This is a genomic window from Magnetospirillum sp. SS-4 (assembly GCF_902729425.1).
Taxonomy (GTDB): Bacteria; Pseudomonadota; Alphaproteobacteria; order Rhodospirillales; family Magnetospirillaceae; genus Phaeospirillum.
The window spans coordinates 219,650-239,359 of sequence record NZ_CACVCH010000001.1; the positions used below are offsets into that span (position 1 = coordinate 219,650).

The 19,710-nt window shown below is 68.9% G+C and carries 17 protein-coding genes; 13 read left to right on the plus strand and 4 right to left on the minus strand.

Annotated features, from left to right (window positions below):
• The first annotated feature begins 52 nt into the window (after positions 1-52).
• From MTBSS4_RS01110 to ptsN, 6 genes are all read left to right on the plus strand, one after another.
• On the plus strand, positions 53-1,018 hold the full coding sequence (locus tag MTBSS4_RS01110) for an SIS domain-containing protein (RefSeq protein WP_173981537.1): 966 nt from the start codon (positions 53-55) through the stop codon (positions 1,016-1,018).
• Between the two features lie 4 nt (positions 1,019-1,022).
• Positions 1,023-1,712 carry an LPS export ABC transporter periplasmic protein LptC gene (gene lptC / locus MTBSS4_RS01115; RefSeq protein WP_173981538.1) on the plus strand — a complete coding sequence of 230 codons (690 nt, stop codon included), beginning with the start codon at positions 1,023-1,025 and terminating at the stop codon, positions 1,710-1,712.
• On the plus strand, positions 1,709-2,629 hold the full coding sequence (locus MTBSS4_RS01120) for an LptA/OstA family protein (RefSeq protein WP_173981539.1): 921 nt from the start codon (positions 1,709-1,711) through the stop codon (positions 2,627-2,629). The genes lptC and MTBSS4_RS01120 overlap by 4 nt, the downstream gene beginning before the upstream one ends.
• Positions 2,626-3,426: an LPS export ABC transporter ATP-binding protein gene (gene lptB, locus MTBSS4_RS01125; RefSeq protein WP_173981540.1), complete on the plus strand. Its 801-nt coding sequence runs from the start codon at positions 2,626-2,628 to the stop codon at positions 3,424-3,426. Before MTBSS4_RS01120 ends, lptB begins: the two co-directional genes overlap by 4 nt.
• Before the next feature lie 9 nt (positions 3,427-3,435).
• On the plus strand, positions 3,436-4,947 hold the full coding sequence (gene rpoN / locus MTBSS4_RS01130; protein WP_173981541.1) for an RNA polymerase factor sigma-54: 1,512 nt from the start codon (positions 3,436-3,438) through the stop codon (positions 4,945-4,947).
• A gap of 91 nt (positions 4,948-5,038) precedes the next feature.
• A complete protein-coding gene (gene ptsN / locus MTBSS4_RS01135) occupies positions 5,039-5,503 on the plus strand; it encodes a PTS IIA-like nitrogen regulatory protein PtsN (RefSeq protein WP_173981542.1) in 465 nt (154 codons plus the stop codon).
• 2 nt (positions 5,504-5,505) lie between these two features.
• On the opposite strand, the gene MTBSS4_RS01140 is transcribed toward ptsN, so the two are convergent.
• On the minus strand, positions 5,506-6,174 hold the full coding sequence (locus MTBSS4_RS01140) for an extensin family protein (RefSeq protein WP_173981543.1): 669 nt from the start codon (positions 6,172-6,174) through the stop codon (positions 5,506-5,508).
• Positions 6,175-6,239: 65 nt separating this feature from the next.
• Positions 6,240-6,563, minus strand: coding sequence for a heavy metal-binding domain-containing protein (locus MTBSS4_RS01145; RefSeq protein ID WP_173981544.1), 324 nt, complete (start codon positions 6,561-6,563; stop codon positions 6,240-6,242).
• A 97-nt stretch (positions 6,564-6,660) separates the two neighbouring features.
• Between MTBSS4_RS01145 and mog the strand changes: the two genes are divergently transcribed.
• The gene (mog, locus tag MTBSS4_RS01150) at positions 6,661-7,197 is read left to right on the plus strand and encodes a molybdopterin adenylyltransferase (protein ID WP_173981545.1); all 537 of its coding nucleotides are present in this window, start codon (positions 6,661-6,663) and stop codon (positions 7,195-7,197) included.
• Between the two features lie 3 nt (positions 7,198-7,200).
• Here the strand turns inward: mog and addA are convergent, their stop codons facing one another.
• Entirely contained in the window at positions 7,201-10,659 is a 3,459-nt protein-coding gene (gene addA / locus MTBSS4_RS01155) for a double-strand break repair helicase AddA (RefSeq protein ID WP_173981546.1), read from the minus strand.
• Between the two features lie 66 nt (positions 10,660-10,725).
• Between addA and cbiB the strand changes: the two genes are divergently transcribed.
• Positions 10,726-11,727, plus strand: a complete 1,002-nt coding sequence (cbiB, locus tag MTBSS4_RS01160; RefSeq protein WP_173981746.1) for an adenosylcobinamide-phosphate synthase CbiB — start codon at positions 10,726-10,728, stop codon at positions 11,725-11,727.
• Here cbiB and MTBSS4_RS01165 read toward each other — a convergent pair.
• Positions 11,716-13,185 (minus strand): cobyric acid synthase, encoded by a 1,470-nt coding sequence (locus MTBSS4_RS01165; protein ID WP_254432322.1) that lies wholly within the window; start codon positions 13,183-13,185, stop codon positions 11,716-11,718. The two genes, cbiB and MTBSS4_RS01165, sit on opposite strands and share 12 nt — an antisense overlap.
• Positions 13,186-13,305: 120 nt before the next feature.
• Here MTBSS4_RS01165 and MTBSS4_RS01170 point away from each other — a divergent pair, with 120 nt between their 5' ends.
• The 5 genes from MTBSS4_RS01170 to acnB all read left to right on the plus strand — a co-directional run bounded on the left by MTBSS4_RS01170 (position 13,306) and on the right by acnB (position 19,626).
• Positions 13,306-13,911, plus strand: a complete 606-nt coding sequence (locus MTBSS4_RS01170) for a GNAT family N-acetyltransferase (protein WP_173981547.1) — start codon at positions 13,306-13,308, stop codon at positions 13,909-13,911.
• A gap of 37 nt (positions 13,912-13,948) precedes the next feature.
• The gene (locus MTBSS4_RS01175) at positions 13,949-14,551 is read left to right on the plus strand and encodes a winged helix-turn-helix transcriptional regulator (RefSeq protein WP_173981548.1); all 603 of its coding nucleotides are present in this window, start codon (positions 13,949-13,951) and stop codon (positions 14,549-14,551) included.
• Positions 14,548-15,552, plus strand: coding sequence for an NAD-dependent 4,6-dehydratase LegB (locus MTBSS4_RS01180; protein WP_173981549.1), 1,005 nt, complete (start codon positions 14,548-14,550; stop codon positions 15,550-15,552). Before MTBSS4_RS01175 ends, MTBSS4_RS01180 begins: the two co-directional genes overlap by 4 nt.
• A 7-nt stretch (positions 15,553-15,559) precedes the next feature.
• The gene (locus MTBSS4_RS01185) at positions 15,560-16,678 is read left to right on the plus strand and encodes a LegC family aminotransferase (protein ID WP_173981550.1); all 1,119 of its coding nucleotides are present in this window, start codon (positions 15,560-15,562) and stop codon (positions 16,676-16,678) included.
• A gap of 362 nt (positions 16,679-17,040) precedes the next feature.
• Complete coding sequence (acnB, locus tag MTBSS4_RS01190; protein ID WP_173981551.1) at positions 17,041-19,626, plus strand: bifunctional aconitate hydratase 2/2-methylisocitrate dehydratase; 2,586 nt, start codon at positions 17,041-17,043, stop codon at positions 19,624-19,626.
• Positions 19,627-19,710 lie beyond the last annotated feature (84 nt).

Genomic DNA, 19,710 nt, shown 5'->3' on the forward strand with positions numbered 1-19,710 from the left:
GTCCAAACCCGGTTTCGTATAGTTAGGGTCCCCTGCCTGGACAGGTTCCGCCATGACATCCGCTTCCGACGACATCGCCATCGCCCGCCGGGTCCTCGCCATCGAGGCCGAGGCGCTGTCGGCGCTATCGGCCGGGCTGGGCGACGAGTTTGTCCGGGCGGTGGCGGTCCTGGAAGCGGCGTCGGGCCGCGTCATCGTCACCGGCATGGGCAAGAGCGGCCATGTCGGGCGCAAGATCGCCGCCACCATGGCGTCCACCGGCCGCACCGCCTTCTACGTCCATCCGGCCGAGGCCAGCCACGGCGACCTCGGCATGATCACCGCCGCCGACGCGGTGGTGGCGCTGTCCAATTCCGGCGAGACCTCGGAACTGGGCGACATCGTCGCCTACACCCGGCGGTTCGACATTCCGCTGATCGGCATCACCGCCCGGGCGGGCAGCACCCTGGCCGCCGCCGCCGACGTCGCCCTGGTTCTGCCCGCCATTCCCGAGGCCTGCCCCATGGGGCTGGCGCCCACCACCTCCACCACCATGATGCTGGCCCTGGGCGATGCCCTGGCGGTCACCCTGCTGGAACGCAAGGGCTTCACCGCCGCCGATTTTCAGGTTTTCCACCCCGGCGGCAAGCTGGGCCAGCGGCTGCTGCGGGTATCCGACCTGATGCATGGCGCCGCCCAGTTGCCCCTGGTCCGTCTCGACACCGTCATGGCCGAGGTTCTGCTGGTGATGACCGCCAAGAGCCTGGGATGCGCCGGGGTGGTGGACAGCGACGGCGCCCTGGCGGGAATCGTCACCGACGGCGACCTGCGCCGCCACATGCGCTCCGACCTGCTCGGCCTGACCGCCGGCGAGGTGATGACCCGCTCGCCCAAGACGGTGGGACCCGGCCTGCTGGCGGCCGAGGCGCTGCGCATCATGAACACCAAGGCCATCACCAGCCTGTTCGTGGTGGACGAGTCGTCGCGGCCGCTGGGCGTTCTGCACGTCCACGACTGCCTGCGGGCGGGAGTGGCGTGACGCCATGACCCTGCAAGGAAACGCGGCCCCGGAGACGGCGCCCAGGCGGAAACTCAGGCCGCCGCTGATCGGGCCCTTCGCCCGCTATTCCCGCTTCGTCCGCTTCATGAAGCTGGCCCTGCCGGCGCTGGCGGCATTGCTGCTGGCCCTGGTGGTGGCGTGGCCCAAGCTGACCCAGGAGGACAAGCGCTTCCAGGTGGGGTTCGCCCGGCTGTCCTCCAAGGACGTCGAGGCGCTGGCCATGAACAACGCCCGCTATTACGGCCTGGACGAGTCCAACCGCCCCTATGCGGTGACCTCGGATTCGGCGACGCAGGAGCCGGGCAATTCCGACCTGATCCACCTGGAGGCCCCCAAGGCCGACTTCACCTCCAGTTCCGGGGCCAACATCCTGATGGACGGCGCCAGGGGGCTTTACCGCCAGTCGACCAAGACACTGGAACTGTCCGGCGGCGTCAATCTGTTCCATGATGCCGGCTACGAGCTTCATACCGCCAGCGCGGTCGTCGATCTCGCCCGCAACACCGCCCGCGGAACCGAACCGGTCAACGGCTTCGGCCCGCAAGGCGCCATCCGTTCGGCCGGATTCGAATTGTCCGGCAAGGGACATTCGATCATCTTCACCGGCAAGGCCCATCTGACGCTGATGGCCACCTCGCCCAAGGGCCGGGACAAGGGAGCCAAATCAAAATGATGCCTCTTCTCGTCGTCGCGCTGGGGCTGCTGACCCTGGCCGGCCCCGCCGGCGCCCAGGGCTTTCAGATGAGCAAGGCCGGCGAACAGCAGATCCAGGTCTATTCCGACAACGGCATCGAATGGCATTCCGAAGACAGCCGGGTGATCGCGCGCGGCAACGCCAACGCGGTGCGCGGCGACGTCACCATCACCGCCGACGTCCTGACAGCCCATTACCGCAAGGGGGCCGGCGGCGACGAGATCTGGCGGCTGGACGCCGACGGCAACGTCACCATCTTGTCGCCCAAGGACAAGGCCACCGGAAACAAGGCCGTCTACGACCTGGACAAGTCGGTGTTCGTGCTGAAGGGCGCCCCCGCCCGGCTGGTGACCCCGACCGAGACCTTCCAGGCCAGCGAATCCCTGGAATACTGGGAACTGAAGCGCATGGCGGTGCTGCGCGGCGACGCCGTCGCCACCCAGGCCGACAAGGTCCTGAAGGGCGATGTCCTCACCGCCCATTTCAAGGACAAGAAAGCCGCCGCCAAGACCGCCGCCAAGACCTCTGGCGAGGGCAGCGGCCTCGAATTGCAGCGGGCCGACGCCTATGGTCACGTCAAGCTGTCGACGCCCGCCGAGACCATCACCGGCGAGCGCGGCGACTACAATCTCGAAACAGGTATCGCCACCGTCTCGGGTTCGGTTAAGATCGTGCGCGACGGCGGCAATCAGCTGGAAGGCGGCTGGGCCCACGTCAATCTGAAGACAGGGATCAGCAAGCTGTTCGCCGGCACTCCCGGCGAACAGGGGGACGGCAAGCGGGTTCAGGGCATCTTCATACCCCAGAAGAAGGGCGAGAAGGGCGACGGCGGCCAGGGCGGCCGCGCCGGCTTCTCGGGAAGCGTGCCCGCCGCCACCACCGAAGGGGAGCGATGAAACCCGTGAGCAAGCCTCCGACGCCGCCGACATCGCCGGGAAAGGGCCGCGCCGGGCCGCGACTGGTCGCCGACAATCCCGGACTGGTGACCAGGGGCATCGGCAAGAGCTTCAAGAAACGCCCGGTGCTGCGCGACGTCTCCATCTCGGTGCAGCGCGGCGAGGCGGTCGGCCTGCTCGGCCCCAACGGCGCCGGCAAGACCACCTGCTTTTATTGCATCACCGGCCTGATCGCCCCCGACATGGGATCGATCCTGCTGGACGGCGACGAGATCACCACCCTGCCCATGTATCGCCGCGCCCGCCAGGGCATCGGCTATCTGCCGCAGGAGGCCTCGATCTTTCGCGGCCTGACGGTGGAAGGCAATATCCTCGCCGTCCTGGAAGTAGTCGAGCCCGACCGCGAGCGCCGCGAGCACGACCTGGAAAGCCTGATGGCCGAATTCTCCATCAGCCACTTGCGCCGCGCCCCCGCCATGGCGCTGTCGGGCGGCGAACGCCGCCGGGTCGAGATCGCCCGCGCCCTGGCGTCCCGCCCCCACTTCATCTTGCTGGACGAGCCGCTGGCCGGCATCGACCCCATCGCCGTGTCCGACATCCGCGACTTGGTGTCGCACCTGAAGGATCGCGGCATCGGCGTGCTGATCACCGACCACAATGTCCGCGAGACGCTGGAGATCATCGACCGGGCCTACATCTTGCACGACGGCGCCGTGCTGATGGAGGGCCGGCCGGCCGAGATCGTCGCCCATGAAGGGGTGCGGCGGGTCTATCTCGGCGAGCGGTTCAGCCTGTAGACCCACGTCATGGCGATCTCTCCCCGCCTGGATATCCGCCAAACCCAATCCCTGGTGATGACGCCGCAATTGCAGCAGGCCATAAAGCTGCTGCAATTTTCCAGCTTCGAGCTGACCGCCTTCATCGATCAGGAGATGGAGCGCAATCCGCTGCTGGAGCGCGAGGACGTCGACCGCCCGCTGGAGGCGACCGAACCCCGTCTCGACGCCGCCGACAAGCCGGTGCTGGATTCGGCGCCGCCCGAGACGCCGCTGCTGGACGGCATGACCGCCGCCTCGGCGTCCGAAGGACTGGACGTGGATTACGACAACACCTTCAACAACGACAGCGCCGCCGATTCCGACGGGGCCGAGGCCTTCGGCCAGTGGGGATCGCGCAACGGCGGCAGCCACGGCTTCGACGATCCCGACACCGGCCTGGAGCAGACCCTGGCCGGCGAGATCTCGCTGCGCGACCATCTGGTGGCCCAGTTGAACGTCGACGTGGCCGACCCGGCCGAGCGCATCATCGGCCTGCACCTGATCGAAATGCTGGACGAGGCCGGCTATCTGGTCGGCGACCTGGACGAACTGGCGGAAAAACTCGGCTGTCCGCCCGGGCGGATCGAAAAGGTGCTGAAGCGGGTCCAGGGCTTCGATCCGGCCGGCGTGTTCGCCCGCACCCTTCGCGAATGCCTGGGGCTGCAACTGGCCGAACGCGATCGCCTCGACCCCGCCATGCAGGCGCTGCTGGACAACCTGGACCTGCTGGCCCGGCGCGATCTGGCCGGCCTGATGCGGGTCTGCGGCGTCGACGCCGAGGACATGGCCGAGATGATCGGCGAGATCAAGGCGCTGGACCCCAAGCCGGCGCTGCGGTTCGACCACATCGTCGCCCAGCCCATCATTCCCGACGTGCTGATGCGCCGCGCCCAGGACGGGTCGTGGCTGGTGGAGCTGAATTCCGACGCCCTGCCCCGCGTCCTGGTCAACACCCGCTATTACGCCAAGGTCGCCGGAGCCGCCAAAAGCAAGGACGACAAGACCTATATCAGCGAACACTACCAATCGGCCAACTGGCTGGTGAAGTCGCTGCACCAGCGCGCCACCACCATCCTCAAGGTCGCCACCGAACTGGTGCGCCAGCAGGACGCCTTCTTCCGCCTGGGAGTCCAGCATCTGCGGCCGCTGGTTCTGCGCGACATCGCCACCGCCATCTCCATGCATGAAAGCACGGTCAGCCGCGTCACCTCGAACAAGTACATCGCCACCCCCAGGGGCATTTACGAGCTGAAGTACTTCTTCACCCAATCCATCAATTCAGCCGATGGCGGCGACGCCCATTCCGCCGAGGCGGTGCGCCACCGCATCAAGGCGATGATCGAGGCCGAGGGCCGCGATATCCTGTCCGATGACCAGATTGTGGTGGCGCTGAAGGCCGACGGCATCGACATTGCCCGGCGAACGGTGGCAAAATACCGGGAAGCCATGGGCATCGCCTCGTCGGTGCAGCGGAGACGCGAGAAGGCGCTGGGATTGTGATATCCCGGCCGGGCTTGACTCGGGGCATGGCCGGGACTATTTTCCGGCCCTTCCCTGCGGACCTTCGCGTGCCGCAAGATAGGGTGGATTGATGGAAATCACCGACCTGATCAGCCCCGCCGCCGTCATTCCCAATCTGCGCGCCACGTCCAAGAAGCAGGCGTTGCAGGATCTGGCGCGCCGTGCCGCCGACATCACCGGCTTGCACGAACGCGCCATCTTCGACGTGCTGCTGGAGCGCGAGCGCCTGGGAACCACCGGCGTCGGCAACGGCATCGCCATTCCCCACGGCAAGCTGTCCAGCCTGGACCGCCTGCACGGCCTGTTTGCCCGGCTGGAACGGCCGATCCAGTTCGACTCCATCGATGAACAGCCGGTCGACCTGATCTTCCTGCTGCTGGCCCCGGAATCGGCCGGTGCCGATCACCTGAAGGCCCTGGCCCGCGTCTCGCGGCTGCTGCGCGACAAGAGCGTGTGCGAGAAACTGCGCGGCACCGACAATTCCGAGGCGCTATACGCCCTGCTCACCGAATCCCCGGCCAGCCGGGCGGCATAGGCTCAGTATCCGCACAGCCTGTGCGGGCCGATGTCCAGGTGCAGGTGATCGGCGTGCAGGCGGTTGTGATTGGGCGTCAGCACCACGTTGAAGTGGTCGCACGACGCCCGCGCCACCTGTTGCAGGAACTCGCTGCGCTTGCCGGCCCCCTTCCAGTCCTTCTTCACCGAGACGACGCTGCCGTCGGCCAGTTCGAAACCGCCGATATCGATGGCCTGGCCGCGGCTGTGCTCGGACAGGCGCCCGCCCCGGCTGCCCTCGCCCCTGGCGGCGGCGGCGACCGAGGTTTCGGTGCGGCGGTTGCGGCAATCATAGGTGCCCATGTGCACCAGCCGAACCACCCGCTGTCCCAGGACCCGCTGGGCGATGGGGGCCACCACCTGGGCCTCGAAGGTCTCGACGGTGCGGGCCATGGCGCAAGACACCACCCCCGGCCGGTTCCAGCCCATGCTGGCGCCGCCGGAGACCTTGACCGGATTGGCGATGGAGCAGCCGCCCGCGCCGATGGCGGCCTGCGGCTCGAAGGCGACGCGGCGGTCGCGCAGATCCCTGAGACAGGCGGAATCGGGATCGAGGATGGGCTGGGGGCGCGGCGGCGGCGGCGCCGGCGGCGCCGCGCAGGCGCTCGCCAGGGTCAGGACAAGGATCGCGAGGGGCCGGGAAATGGACAATGTCGCGCATCCACAAGACAAGGCGCGATTGTCTTGTGGATGCCGTTAACAACCGGTTAATGCCGTCACCCCAGCTTTACCGCGGTGCCGTTGGCCGAGACCAGCAGCATGGTCTTGCTGTCGCCGCCGATCACCTCGTAATCCAGGTCGACGGCCACCACGGCATCCGCCCCCAGCCTGGCGGCATTGGCCTGCAAGGCGGCCAGGGCGGCGTCCTTGGCCTCGCCCAGGATGTTCTCGTACGATCCGCTGCGGCCGCCGACGATGTCGCGGATATTGGCCAGGATATCGCGGAAGATGTTGGTGCCCATGACGGCGTCGCCGGACACGATGCCCAGATAGGCAGTAACGGGACGGCCCTCGATTGCGTCGGTGGTGGTGATGATCATGGAACGGTTCTCCGGCAGTAAGCGGCCCATCATACCCTTGACCGGCGGCCTTGGCTGTCCCCAAACTCGCCCCCCGACAATTTTCCAGGGCTTCGCCATGACCGACCTCGTTCCCATCGGAATCGTCACCATCTCGGACCGCGCCAGCCAAGGCGTCTACGAGGACAAGGGCGGCCCCGCCATCCACGCCGAGATGACCCGTTTCCTGTCCACCCCGTGGCGGCCGGTGGCCCGCGTCATCGCCGACGAGCAACCCGTGATCGAGGCGACGCTGAAGGAGCTGGCCGACGTCGAGGGCTGCGCCCTGATCGTCACCACCGGCGGAACCGGCCCGGCGCCCCGCGACGTGACGCCCGAGGCCACCGAGGCGGTATGCGACAAGATGATGCCGGGCTTCGGTGAACTGATGCGGTTGGAAAGCCTGAAGGTGGTTCCCACCGCCATCTTGTCGCGCCAGACCGCTGGAATCCGGGGCCGGAGCCTGATCGTCAACCTGCCGGGCAAGCCTTCGGCCATCGCCGATTGCCTGGTGGCGGTGATGCCGGCCGTTCCCTATTGCATCGACCTGATCGGCGGCCCCTTCATCGACACCGATCCGGCGGTGTGCAAGGCTTTCCGGCCCAAGGCCAAGTAGAGATCACCCCATGCCGGACAAGGCGTCGTCCAGCCGGGCAGGGTCCAGCTCCATCAGCACCGGCCCGTCGGTCCACACCAGGACGCAGCGAACCCGGTGGCGGGGATAGATGCAGGCCAGCGCCAGCCGATAGGCCGCCATCTGGCGCAGGTAAAGCCCGGGCACCCCGGCCGGGTCGGCGGGCGGCTTGCGATTGGTCTTGTAATCGGCCACCACCACCTCGGAGGGCGTGACCAGCAACCGGTCGACCCGGCCGGACACGATGCGCTCGCCCATGTGGCCGACCAGCGGCACCTCGGCCCTGGCGCCGGGGCCGAACAGCGCCGTCAGGCCGGGATGGTCGAGGATGTCCGAGACCTCGTTGGCGATGGCGAGGCGGTCCTTGGTCTCCAGCCCCCATTGCGGCCGGGCCAGGAAGCGCATCATCGCCTTCGGGCGTTCCGCCCTGGCCAGGTCGGGCAGGGTCTGGAGCAGGCGGTGGATCAGCTTGCCCCGCTGCCAGCGCGGGCCGCCCTCGGCCTCGGCCAGGGGCGAGCGCACCGGCGGTTCCTCTCCGTCGGGCCGGGACGGCGCCAGCGGACGCGGCGGCACCGGCTCGACGCCGGCCGGCATCAGCGCCCAGTCGGGCAGGGGCTCGGCCGGAGGCGTCGCCGCTCCGGCGTCGTCACCGGCGGCGATAGATGCGGTCTGGGGCGAAGCCAGCACCAGCACCCGATCGTCCTCGGTCTCGGCCGCCGCCGCCAGGAACGAATCCCCGACCGTGTCGGCCAGCGGCTCCAGCCCGTCCCGCACCAGATTGTACCAGCACGATTCCGGCGGTGCCTTGCGCTGCCGCCAGCCACAGACGATCAGCCGGTCCTCGGCCCGGGTCATGGCGACATAGAGCAGGCGGCGATATTCCCGCTGGCCTGCCTGCCTGCGAGCCTCGGCGCCTTGGGCGCACAGCGAATCCATGTCGTCGGCGCGGGCGGGCCAGGCCAGCATCTCGTCGTCGCCCTCGCCCAGCCACAGCAGGCGGGAACCGCGCGTCGGCACCTGCATGGTGTCGGGCAGGATCACCACCGGAGCCTGCAAGCCCTTGGAGCCGTGAACCGTCATGATGCGGACCGCATCGCGGCCCGATTGTTCCAGATCGCGCTTGATCTCCAGGCCGGAAGTCTCCAGCCAGTGCAGGAAATCCTGCATCGACGGCGGATGGGCGCGCTCAAAGGCCAGGGTCAGCGCCATGAATTCGTCGATGGCGTCCTCGGCATCGAGCCCCAGCCGCGCCAGCAGCCGCTTGCGCCCGCCCAGCGGTCCCAGCACGCGGGAATACAGGCCGAACGGCGTCAGCCGGTCGGCCTGGGCCAGCAGGTCCGACAGCAGGAGATAGGCCTCCTCGAACGCCGGATCGGCCAGGATGCGGCGCTTCAGGGTCTCCCACAGCCCGGCCTCGCCGCGGTCGCGGGCCAGGGTGAACAGCTGTTCCTCGCTCAACCCGACCAGCGGCCCCTTCAGCACGGTCGCCAGGGTCAGGTCGTCCTCGGGCAGCAGCAGCAGGTTGCCCAGCGCCACCAGATCCATCACCGCCATCTGGTCGGACAGCACCATGCGGTCGGACCCGGCCACCTCGACCTTCAGGGTCTTCAACTCGCGCACCAGATCCTCGACGAAGCCGCCGCGGCGGCGCACCAGCACCAGCACGTCGCCGGCCCGCACCGGCCGGTTGCGTGACTCCAGCCGCTCGGTCCCGATCATGGCCCGAATGCGCCGCGCCACCAGCCGGGCGAGGCGGGTACGCGGCGAATCGCCCCGGATGCGTTCCACCGGCGGCTTCCACGGCGGGATTTCGTCGGCGGCGCGGGGCTCCACCACCGGCCACAGCTCGACCCGGCCGGCATGGCCCTGGCGATGGGCAAGATGGGTTATGTCGTCGTCCGGTCCGGCCACGCCGTCGCGGCCCGGCCGGCCCTGGCCGAACACGGCGTTGACCGCGTCCAGCACCGCCGGGGCCGAACGGAACGACAGGTTCAGGTCGACAACATCCCATTTCCGTCCCGCCGCCGGCACATGGCGGGCGAAGCTTTGGCGCATGCGCTCGAACTCGCGGGGGTCGGCGCGCTGGAACGAATAGATCGACTGCTTGGCGTCGCCCACCGCGAACACTGTGCGCAGGACCTCGCGGGCGCCGCGTCCGGAGAAGAATTCCCCGGTCAGCGCCGCCACCACCGCCCATTGGTCGGGATTGGTGTCCTGGGCCTCGTCGATCAGCACATGGTCGATGCCGCCGTCCAGCTTGAACAGCACCCAGGCCGCCGCGCCGGGGCGCGCCAGCAGGTCGCGGGCCGCCAGAATCAGGTCGTCGTAATCCATCAGGGCGCGGGCGGCCTTGGCGCGGCGGTAATGCTCCAGCAGCGCCGAGCCCAGGGTCAGCAGCGCCCGCGTCGCCTCGAACACGGCGGCGGATTTCAGCCGATCCGACACCCGCAGCAGCCGCTCGGCCTCGGCCAGCATCGCCGCCTCGACATGAGGGAAGGCTTCGCGAACCGCCTTGGTGCACAAGGTCTTGCGGATGACGCCCTTGTCGGTGAGGAAGACCGAGCGCCACCCCGCGAATCCGGCCGGCCGGCCGGCCGGATCGGCCAGCCACGCGGCCATGGCGGCGGCATTCTTCTGATCGGTGACGGTGCCGCCCTGCAATCCCTCCACCGCCCGGCGCAGACCGGCGGCGTCGAGGCGGCCGTCGTCGCAGGCCCGGTCCAGCAGGACCGCCGCGGTCTCGCCCTCGTCCAACCCCAGCCGCGAACGCAGGGCGCCGGTCACGCCCGCCAACCCGCCGTGACGTTCCATCAGCCGTTCCAGCCGGCCGCGTCCGGATGCCAGTTCGGCCATCAATTCGGGAAAGGCGGTCTCGTGAATGCGCCCGCTCACCACCGCCAGCGCCTCGGCCAGGGGGGCGTCGCGGCCATCGCGCGCCGCGCCCAGCACCGCCAGCTTGGCCGCCTCCAGCAATTCGCCGGCATCGCGGTCGTCCATCACCTGGAAATGCGGCGCGATGCCAGCCTCCAGCGGGAAGCGGCGCAACAGCGACTGGCAAAAGGCGTGGATCGTCTCGATATGCATCCCGCCCGGAGCGTCCAGCACCTGGGCGAACAGGCGGCGCGCCCGGACGCATTCGCGTTCCTCCGCCGCGCGCCCCAGCAACGCGGCGAGGTCGCCACCCAGCCGGGCATCGGACGAGGTCGCCCAGCCGGCCAGCCGTCCCTGGATGCGGAACGCCATCTCGGCGGCGGCGGCCTTGGTGAAGGTCAGGCAGAGGATCTTGTGGGGCGGCGTGCCGGCCAGCAGCAGGGCCAGCACCCGGTCGGTCAGCACCTTGGTCTTGCCGGTGCCGGCGCTGGCCGCCACCCACACGCTGGCCGACGGGTCGGCGGCGCGGCGCTGGCGGCTGTCGGCGTCGAGGGTCAGGGCCGGGCTGGTCATGGCGTGTCCGTCTCCGTTGGCCACGCCCCGGTTGACCGGCGGGCGCCGCCGCTTCATCTTGCCGCCATGGTGCCATTCTTCATGCATTTCGGCCATGCCCCCGATCCGCTGCTGCTGCTGCTGGTCATGGCCATGGGCCTCGACGCCGCCCTGGGCGAAATGAACGGATTGTTCCGCCTGATCCCCCATCCGGTGGTGGTGATCGGCCGGATCATCGCCGTGCTGGAACGCCGCCTGAACCAGCCGGAACGCCCCGAGTCCAGCCGGCGGCTGCGCGGCATCCTGGTGGCGCTGGGCCTGACCCTGGCGGCGCTGGGCATCGGTTACGGCGTCGCCTTCCTGGCCCGCGCCCTGCCCCATTTCTGGCTGGCCGAGGTCTTCCTGGCCGCCACCCTGCTGGCCCAGCGCTCGCTGTTCCAGCACGTCAGGGACGTGGCCGACGCCCTGAGGAACAACGGGCTGGAGGCCGGCCGCTACGCGGTGTCGCGCATCGTCGGCCGCGATCCGCAGTCGCTGGACGAGCACGGCGTCATCCGCGCCGCCATCGAAAGCCTGGCCGAGAACTTCGCCGACGGCGTGGTGGCGCCGGTGTTCTGGTACGTGGTGCTGGGGCTGCCCGGCCTGCTGGCCTACAAGACGGTCAACACCCTGGACAGCATGATCGGCCACCGCAACGACCGCTATCGCGCCTTCGGCATGGCCTCGGCCCGGCTGGACGACCTGCTCAACCTGATTCCCGCCCGCCTCGCCGGGCTGATGCTGGTCCTGGCGGCGCCGTTCGTGCCCCGGGGCCGGCCATTCGCCGCCATCCGGACCATGCTGAGCGATTCCCGCCACCACCGCTCGCCCAATTCCGGCTGGCCCGAGGCGGCGGCGGCGGGCGCCCTGGACCTCGCCCTGGGCGGACCGCGCAAATATCCCGGTCTGGTGGTGGACGAGAAATGGATCGGCGCCGGGCGGGCCAGGGCGACCCCGGCCGATCTGCGCCGGGCGCTGCATCTCTACGTCGTCGCCTGCATTCTCGACCTGGGCGCGGTGGCGCTGGTCATGCTCTGGTCAGTGGCCTGACGCGATCTCCCACAGCCGCGCCGTATCGATGTGGGTTTCCAGGTGGCCGGCAAGGCGGTCGAGCACGTCGTCCACCATGACGTCATAGACCAGGGTTCCGGTCCGGCCCGGCCGCAATTCGGCCAGCAGGCCGGCGCGGAATTCGTCCGAGGCGAACAGGCCGTGCAGATAGCAGCCGGCAACGCGGCCGTCGCGGGAGCGGGCCCCGTCGGGCCGCCCCTCCAGAATCAGCAGCGGTCGCCCGCAATCGGGACCGGCGGTGCGGCCCATGTGCATCTCGTAGCCCCTGACCGGGCGGTATTCCCAGTCCTGGCCGGAGATTTCGGCCAGCACCTTGTCGCCGGCCATGACCGTTTCGACGTCCAGCAGGCCGAGTCCCCGGGCGACACCGCCGGCGGGCCCCTCGACCCCCAGCGGATCGGCCACCGAGCGCCCCAGCATCTGATAGCCGGCGCAGATGCCCAGCATCCGCCCGCCCTGGCGGACATGTGCCCTGATGTCGATGTCCCACCCCTGATCGCGCAGGAAGGCCAGATCGCCGATGGTGGATTTCGAGCCCGGCAGGATGATCAGGTCGGCGTCCCGGGGCAGCGGCCGGCCGGGGGGCACCACGTCGAGCCGCACGTCCGGCTCGGCGGCCAGCGGATCGAAATCGTCGAAATTGGCGATGCGCGACAGCCGGGGAACGGCGATGCGGAGGCCGTCGCCGCCGCTGGAGCGCCCGCCCAGCGAGGCGGCGTCCTCGGCCGGCAGCAGGGCGGCGTCGGCGAACCACGGCACGATGCCCAGGCAGGGCAGTCCGGTGCGCTGGCGGATGATTTCGACCGCCGGGGCGAACAGGGCGGGATCGCCCCGGAAACGGTTGATGACATAGCCCCTGAGCCGTGCCCGTTCGGCCGGCGGCAGCAATTCGTGGGTGCCGACGATGGCGGCGATGACGCCGCCCCGGTCGATGTCGGCCACCAGGACGACCGGCAGGTCGGCGGCCTCGGCGAAGCCCATGTTGGCGATGTCGGCGGCGCGCAGGTTGACCTCGGCGGCGCTGCCGGCGCCTTCCACCACCATCAGGTCGGCGCGGCCGGCAAGGCGGCGGTAGCTTTCCAGGGCGCGGGGCAGCAGCGACGGCTTCAGGGCGTGGTAATCGCGGGCGGTGGCATTGGCCACCACCTTGCCCTGCACCACCACCTGGGCGCCGGTGTCGGTCTGGGGCTTCAGCAGCACCGGATTCATGTCGCAGCAGGGTTCCGCCCCGGCGGCGCGGGCCTGAAGCGCCTGGGCCCGGCCGATCTCGCCGCCATCCGTGGTGACGGCGGCGTTGTTGGACATGTTCTGCGGCTTGAACGGCAGGACGCGCAGGCCCCGGCAGGCGAACAGCCGGCACAGGCCGGCGGCCAGCAGCGACTTGCCGACGTCGGAGCCGGTTCCTTGCAGCATCAGCGCGGGGGGGGGCTTGCTCATGGCCGGCAGCATAGATCATCGGCGCCGGAAAGGTACAGAGAGCCGCCATCGAAGTTTCATGTTGCATTGCAGCATAAACTCCCCACTTCATGGGAGATGGGATGGGACAGGAGGTCCATCATGCTGATCCGCAGGCTCTACGCCCACGAACGCCGGCTGTACGCCGATCACCTGAAGCGCCTGAGCGACAGCGACCGCCGCCTGCGCTTCGCCGGCGGCGGCATGACCGACGCCCGCATCGACGCGCATGTGGCCGGCATCGACGGGGATGCCCTGATCCTGGCCGCCCTCGACGGCGAGATGGTGGTGGGCGCCGCCCATGTGTCCATCGCCGGAGCCGTCGCCGAGGTGGGGGTCAGCGTCGATTCCGGCCATCGGACCGGCGGCACCGGCTCCGACCTGCTGCGCCAGGCGGTGGCCTTCGCCCGCAACCGCCGCGCCGAGAAGCTGTACACCCTGTGCCTGTCCGACAACCGCGCCATGATGGCGCTGGCCCGGCGCACCGGCATGACCCTGCACGCCGATGGCGGCGAGGCCGAGGCGTTCCTGGACCTGCCGCCGCCCGACGCCGCGACGCTGTGCCGCGAGGCCTCGACCGGCCTGTTCGCGGTGTTTCACGACTGGGCCGAACTGGTGGAGGCCTATGGCGAGGCGCTCAGCCAGTCCCTGCCCGCCCCGCAGCAGCCCGATCCCACCCTTCGCCCCGGCTTGACGTTCAGGATGTGAACGGGGTAGAAGCCATGCTGTATCCCACAGGAGCAGCATGGAAAAGGAAGGCCGCCTCACTCTGGACATGCTCAAGCTGATCCAGACCGACGCCCACGTCACCCAAAGGCGGCTGGCCAACGAGCTGGGCATCGCCCTGGGACTGGCCAATTCCTATCTGCGCCGCTGCATCCGCAAGGGCTACGTCAAGGTCACCTCGGCGCCGACCAACCGCTATGCCTATTACCTGACTCCCACCGGGCTGGCGGAAAAGAGCGCCCTGGTCGCCCGCTACCTGTCCTATTCGTTCCAGTTCTTCCGCGACGCCAAGGGCCAGTGCGAAAGCGTGTTCCGGGTGTGCGAGGCCAGGGGCTGGCGCCGGGTGGCGGTGTGCGGCACCGGCGATCTGGCCGAGATCACCGTGCTGGCCGCCCGCGATTTCGACGTGGATACGGTGGGACCGGTGGACGTGGCGGCCGAGCGCGACACTGACGCCATCGCCGCCGACCTGGCGTCCAAGGGACGCCTCGACGCGGTGGTGCTGGCCGATCTCAGCAATCCCCAGGCGGCGTTCGAGCGGCTGGGCGGCCTGATCGCGCCGGAGCGCATCCTGCCGCTGCCCATGCTGGACGTCCATGTGGCGGAGAAGGCTGAATCATGAGCCCCAGGAAGATTCTGGTCACCGGCGCCGACGGCTTCATCGGCTCGCACCTGACCGAGGCGCTGGTGCGGGCCGGCCACGACGTCCGCGCCTTCGTCCACTACAACTCGTTCAATTCCTGGGGCTGGCTGGACGAGGCCGAACCCGAGGCCAGGCGTTCGCTCGACGTCTTCGCCGGCGACATCCGCGACCCGCATGGCGTGCGCCAGGCGGTCAAGGGCCGCGACACCGTGCTGCACCTCGCCGCCCTGATCGCCATTCCGTTCTCGTACCACTCGCCCGCCGCCTATGTGGAGACCAACGTCACCGGCACGCTGAACGTGCTTCAGGCGGTCCGAGACCTGGACGTCACCCGCATGGTCCACACCTCCACCAGCGAGGTCTACGGCACCGCCCGCTTCGTGCCCATCACCGAGGATCATCCGCTGTCGGGCCAGTCGCCCTATTCCGCCACCAAGATCGGCGCCGACCAGATGGCGGAGGCGTTCTGGCGCTCGTTCGCGACGCCGGTCGCCACCTTGCGTCCCTTCAACACCTTCGGCCCGCGCCAGTCGGCCCGCGCCGTGATTCCCACCATCATCACCCAGTTGCTGTCGGGCATGCGCCGGATCAAGCTGGGGGCGGTGCATCCCACCCGCGACTTCAACTACGTCGCCGACACCGTCACCGCCTTCATGGCCGCCATGGCGGCTCCCGGCATCGAGGGCGAGGTCATCAACGCCGCCTCCAATTTCGAGATCTCGGTGGGCGACACCGCCCGGGCCATCGCCCGGGTGATCGGCTGTGAGATGGAGATCGAAACCGACGACGTCCGCCTGCGCCCCGACAAGAGCGAGGTGGAGCGGTTGTGGGGCGACAATGCCAAGGCCGCCCGCCTGCTGGGCTGGGCGCCCGCCTATGGCGGCGGCGAGGGCTTTGGCCGCGCCCTGGCCGAAACCGTCGAATGGTTCGCCAATCCCGCCAATCTCGGCCGCTACAAGGCCGACCGCTATAATATCTGAATCCGGCATGCACGAGATCACCCGCCGACTGGTGGAATTCTGGCGCGGCGGCATGAAGGCCGAGGGGCCGGTGCCCCTGCACGCGCCGCTGTTCCGCGGCAACGAGGCCGCCTACGTCAAGGATTGCATCGACACCGGCTGGGTGTCGTCGGTGGGCGCCTATGTGGACCGGTTCGAGGCGATGCTGGCCGATTATACCGGCTGCGCCCACGCCATCGCCGTGGTCAACGGCACCGCCGCCCTTCAGGTCTGCCTGCATCTGGCGGGAGTGGGGCCGGGCGACGAGGTGGTGATGCCGTCGCTGACCTTCGTGGCCACCGCCAACGCCGCCAGCCATTGCGGCGCCACCTGCCGCTTCGTCGACGTGGACGAACGCACCCTGGGGCTCGACCCCGTCCGGCTGGACGAGCACCTCGCCCGTCACCGGGACCGGCCGATCCGTGCCGTGGTGGCGATGCACACCTTCGGCCAGCCCGCCGACCTGGATTCCCTGGCCGAGGTCTGCGCCCGCCACGGGGTGGCCCTGATCGAGGACGCCGCCGAATCGCTGGGCAGCACCTACAAGGGCCGCCACACCGGCAATCACGGCCTGCTGTCGTCGCTCAGCTTCAACGGCAACAAGATCGTCACCACCGGCGGCGGCGGCGCCATCCTGACCAATGATTCCGCCCTGGCCCGGCGGGCCAGGCACCTGACCACCACCGCCAAACTGCCGCATCCCTACCGCTTCGACCATGACGAAATCGGCTGGAACTACCGCCTGCCCAATCTCAACGCCGCCCTGGGCTGCGCCCAGTTGGAGGCCCTGGCCGGGTATGTGGAGAGCAAGCGCCGTCTGGCCGAACGCTACGCCGACCTGTTCCAGGGAATGGAGGGGGCGGGGATGTTTCGCGAGACCGCCGGGGCGCGCTCCAATTACTGGCTGAACGCCCTGCTGCTGGAACGGCCCGACGAGGGGCTGGTCAACCGGGTGATCGAGGAAGCCGCCGCCGCCGCCATCCAGTGCCGCCCCATCTGGACGCCCATGCACCGCTTGCCCATGTACCGCGACTGTCCCAGGGACGATCTGCCGGTCACCGCATCGCTGGCGGCGCGCCTGATCAATCTGCCGTCGGGGGTGGTGTAGGGAAGGGTGCCCTGGCCCATCGGGGCGGCCGGCGTCAGGGGGGACAAGCGCCGGCCGCACCCTTCGGGTCCCGGCGTCGCGCTCCAAGGGGGAGATGAAGGCGACGCCCAAGGGGCCAATCCGGGCATCCTGGGCCTGGATTGTGGCGAAATCATGGGCGACATGTGGGAAACACTCTTTCCTCATGTCGAGGTTAGGGGTAGTTTTCTTCCGCTTCACCCCCCACTTAAGGGTGGTATCGTTTCGCGCGGTGGATCGGGGGACATGGGCAAGGCCCGTGGTCGCTCCGTTGTCGCGTGTCCGGCTGACCGGCCCGGGCGTGGTTTCGCCCCGGCCATAACATCGATCGAGAGGATTTCGCCGTGCTTGAAGCCTATCGCCAGCATGTCGCCGAGCGCGCCGCGCTCGGGATTCCGCCCCTGCCGCTGTCCGCCCAGCAGACCGAGCAACTGGTCGGCCTGTTGCGGAACCCGCCCAAGGGCGAGGAACAGACCCTCGTCGATCTGATCACCTATCGGGTTCCCGCCGGCGTCGACGACGCCGCCAAGATCAAGGCCGAATTCCTGGACAAGGTCGCCAAGGGCGCCGAATCCTGCGCCCTGATCTCGCGCGGGACGGCGACCGAACTGCTGGGAACCATGCTGGGCGGCTTCAACGTCAAGCCGCTGATCGAGCTGCTGTCCGACGCCACGGTCGGCTCCGTCGCCGCCGAAGGACTGAAGAAGACCCTGCTGGTGTTCGACTTCTTCCACGACGTCAAGGAACTGGCGGACGCGGGCAACGCCAACGCCAAGGCGGTGTTGCAGTCCTGGGCCGACGCCGAGTGGTTCACCTCGCGCCCGGCGGTGCCGGAAAGCCTCACCGTCACCATCTTCAAGGTGACCGGCGAGACCAACACCGACGACCTGTCGCCGGCCCCCGACGCCTGGAGCCGCCCCGACATCCCGCTGCACGCCCTCGCCATGCTGAAGAATCCCCGCCCCGGCATCGAGGCCGACGAACCCGGCGCCCGCGGCCCGCTGAAGCAGCTCGACGCGCTGAAGGCCAAGGGCCATCTGGTGGCCTATGTGGGCGACGTGGTCGGCACCGGCTCGTCGCGCAAGTCGGCGACCAATTCGGTGCTGTGGTTCACCGGCGAGGACATCCCCTTCGTGCCGAACAAGCGCTTCGGCGGCGTCTGCCTGGGCACCAAGATCGCCCCGATCTTCTACAACACCATGGAAGACGCCGGCGCCCTGCCGATCGAACTCGACGTCAACCAGATGAACATGGGCGACGTGGTCGAACTGCGTCCCTACGAAGGCAAGGCGCTGAAGGACGGCAAGGTCATCGCCGAATTCACCGTCAAGTCCGAGGTGATCTTCGATGAAGTGCGCGCCGGCGGCCGCATTCCACTGATCATCGGCCGCGGCCTCACCGCCAAGGCGCGGGACGCCCTGAAGCTGCCGGTCTCGACCCTGTTCCGCCTGCCGGCCGTCCCCAGGGACACCGGCAAGGGCTTCTCGCTGGCCCAGAAGATGGTCGGCCGCGCCTGCGGCCTGCCGGAAGGCAAGGGCATGCGCCCCGGCACCTATTGCGAACCCCGCATGACCACGGTCGGCTCGCAGGACACCACCGGCCCCATGACCCGCGACGAGTTGAAGGACCTCGCCTGCCTCGGCTTCTCCGCCGACATGGTGATGCAGTCGTTCTGCCACACCGCCGCCTATCCGAAGCTGGTGGACGTCAAGACCCACCGCGAGCTGCCGGGCTTCATCTCGACCCGTGGCGGCGTGGCCTTGCGTCCCGGCGACGGCGTCATCCATTCCTGGCTGAACCGCCTGCTGCTGCCCGACACCGTCGGCACCGGCGGCGATTCGCACACCCGCTTCCCTATCGGCATCTCGTTCCCGGCCGGCTCGGGTCTGGTGGCGTTCGCCGCCGCCACCGGCGTCATGCCGCTGGACATGCCGGAATCGGTGCTGGTGCGCTTCAAGGGCGCCATGCAGCCCGGCGTCACCCTGCGCGACCTGGTCAACGCCATTCCGCTCTACGCCATCCGCTCCGGCCAGCTGACGGTCGAGAAGAAGGGCAAGAAGAACGTGTTCTCCGGCCGCATCCTGGAGATCGAGGGACTGCCTGACCTGAAGGTCGAGCAGGCGTTCGAGCTGACCGACGCCTCGGCCGAGCGCTCGGCCGCCGGCTGCACCGTGCGGCTCAACAAGGAGCCGATCATCGAGTACATGCGTTCGAACATCACCTTGATGAAGTGGATGATCGCCGGCGGCTACCAGGATGCCCGCACGCTGGGCCGCCGCATCAAGGCCATGGAGGCCTGGATCAATAAGCCCGACCTGCTGGCCCCGGACGCCGACGCCGAATACGCCGCCGTGATCGAGATCGACCTGGCCGACATCAAGGAACCCATCGTCGCCTGCCCCAACGATCCCGACGACGTCAAGCTGCTGTCCGAGGTGGCGGGAGCCAAGATCGACGAGGTCTTCATCGGGTCCTGCATGACCAATATCGGCCACTTCCGCGCCGCCGGCAAGGTGCTGGACGGCAAGTCCGACATCCCGACCCGGCTGTGGATCGCGCCGCCCACCAAGATGGACGCCATGATCCTGAACGAGGAAGGCTATTACAGCATCCTCGGCAAGTCGGGCGCCCGCATGGAAATGCCCGGCTGTTCGCTGTGCATGGGCAATCAGGCCCAGATCCGCAAGGGTTCGACCGCCATGTCGACCAGCACCCGCAACTTCCCCAACCGTCTCGGCATCGACACCAACGTCTATCTCGGCTCGGCCGAGCTGGCCGCCGTCTGCGCCCTGATGGGCAAGATCCCGACGGTGGCGGAATACATGGAGCAGGTCGGCAGCCTGAAGGCCAAGGCCACCGACATCTACCGCTACATGAACTTCGACCAGATCGCCGAGTTCCGCGATCTGGCGGAAACGGTCAGCGTGTAGCCGCCCATCATGAATCCCCCCGGAAGCGATTCCGGGGGGATTTTTCCGGCGACAATGCCCAGACAAGCGAAAAGGGCGGAAGAC

What these genes read in the sequence shown, in the direction of transcription:
- lptB (WP_173981540.1), top strand. Translation starts at nt 2,626, where the DNA reads ATGAAACCCGTGAGCAAGCCTCCGACGCCGCCGACATCGCCGGGAAAG.
- MTBSS4_RS01110 (WP_173981537.1), top strand. Translation starts at nt 53, where the DNA reads ATGACATCCGCTTCCGACGACATCGCCATCGCCCGCCGGGTCCTCGCC.
- MTBSS4_RS01120 (WP_173981539.1), top strand. Translation starts at nt 1,709, where the DNA reads ATGATGCCTCTTCTCGTCGTCGCGCTGGGGCTGCTGACCCTGGCCGGC.
- cbiB (WP_173981746.1), top strand. Translation starts at nt 10,726, where the DNA reads ATGGTGCCATTCTTCATGCATTTCGGCCATGCCCCCGATCCGCTGCTG.
- ptsN (WP_173981542.1), top strand. Translation starts at nt 5,039, where the DNA reads ATGGAAATCACCGACCTGATCAGCCCCGCCGCCGTCATTCCCAATCTG.
- MTBSS4_RS01175 (WP_173981548.1), top strand. Translation starts at nt 13,949, where the DNA reads ATGGAAAAGGAAGGCCGCCTCACTCTGGACATGCTCAAGCTGATCCAG.
- mog (WP_173981545.1), top strand. Translation starts at nt 6,661, where the DNA reads ATGACCGACCTCGTTCCCATCGGAATCGTCACCATCTCGGACCGCGCC.
- MTBSS4_RS01180 (WP_173981549.1), top strand. Translation starts at nt 14,548, where the DNA reads ATGAGCCCCAGGAAGATTCTGGTCACCGGCGCCGACGGCTTCATCGGC.
- rpoN (WP_173981541.1), top strand. Translation starts at nt 3,436, where the DNA reads ATGGCGATCTCTCCCCGCCTGGATATCCGCCAAACCCAATCCCTGGTG.
- MTBSS4_RS01170 (WP_173981547.1), top strand. Translation starts at nt 13,306, where the DNA reads ATGCTGATCCGCAGGCTCTACGCCCACGAACGCCGGCTGTACGCCGAT.
- MTBSS4_RS01165 (WP_254432322.1), bottom strand. Translation starts at nt 13,185, where the DNA reads ATGAGCAAGCCCCCCCCCGCGCTGATGCTGCAAGGAACCGGCTCCGAC.
- lptC (WP_173981538.1), top strand. Translation starts at nt 1,023, where the DNA reads ATGACCCTGCAAGGAAACGCGGCCCCGGAGACGGCGCCCAGGCGGAAA.
- MTBSS4_RS01145 (WP_173981544.1), bottom strand. Translation starts at nt 6,563, where the DNA reads ATGATCATCACCACCACCGACGCAATCGAGGGCCGTCCCGTTACTGCC.
- addA (WP_173981546.1), bottom strand. Translation starts at nt 10,659, where the DNA reads ATGACCAGCCCGGCCCTGACCCTCGACGCCGACAGCCGCCAGCGCCGC.
- MTBSS4_RS01185 (WP_173981550.1), top strand. Translation starts at nt 15,560, where the DNA reads ATGCACGAGATCACCCGCCGACTGGTGGAATTCTGGCGCGGCGGCATG.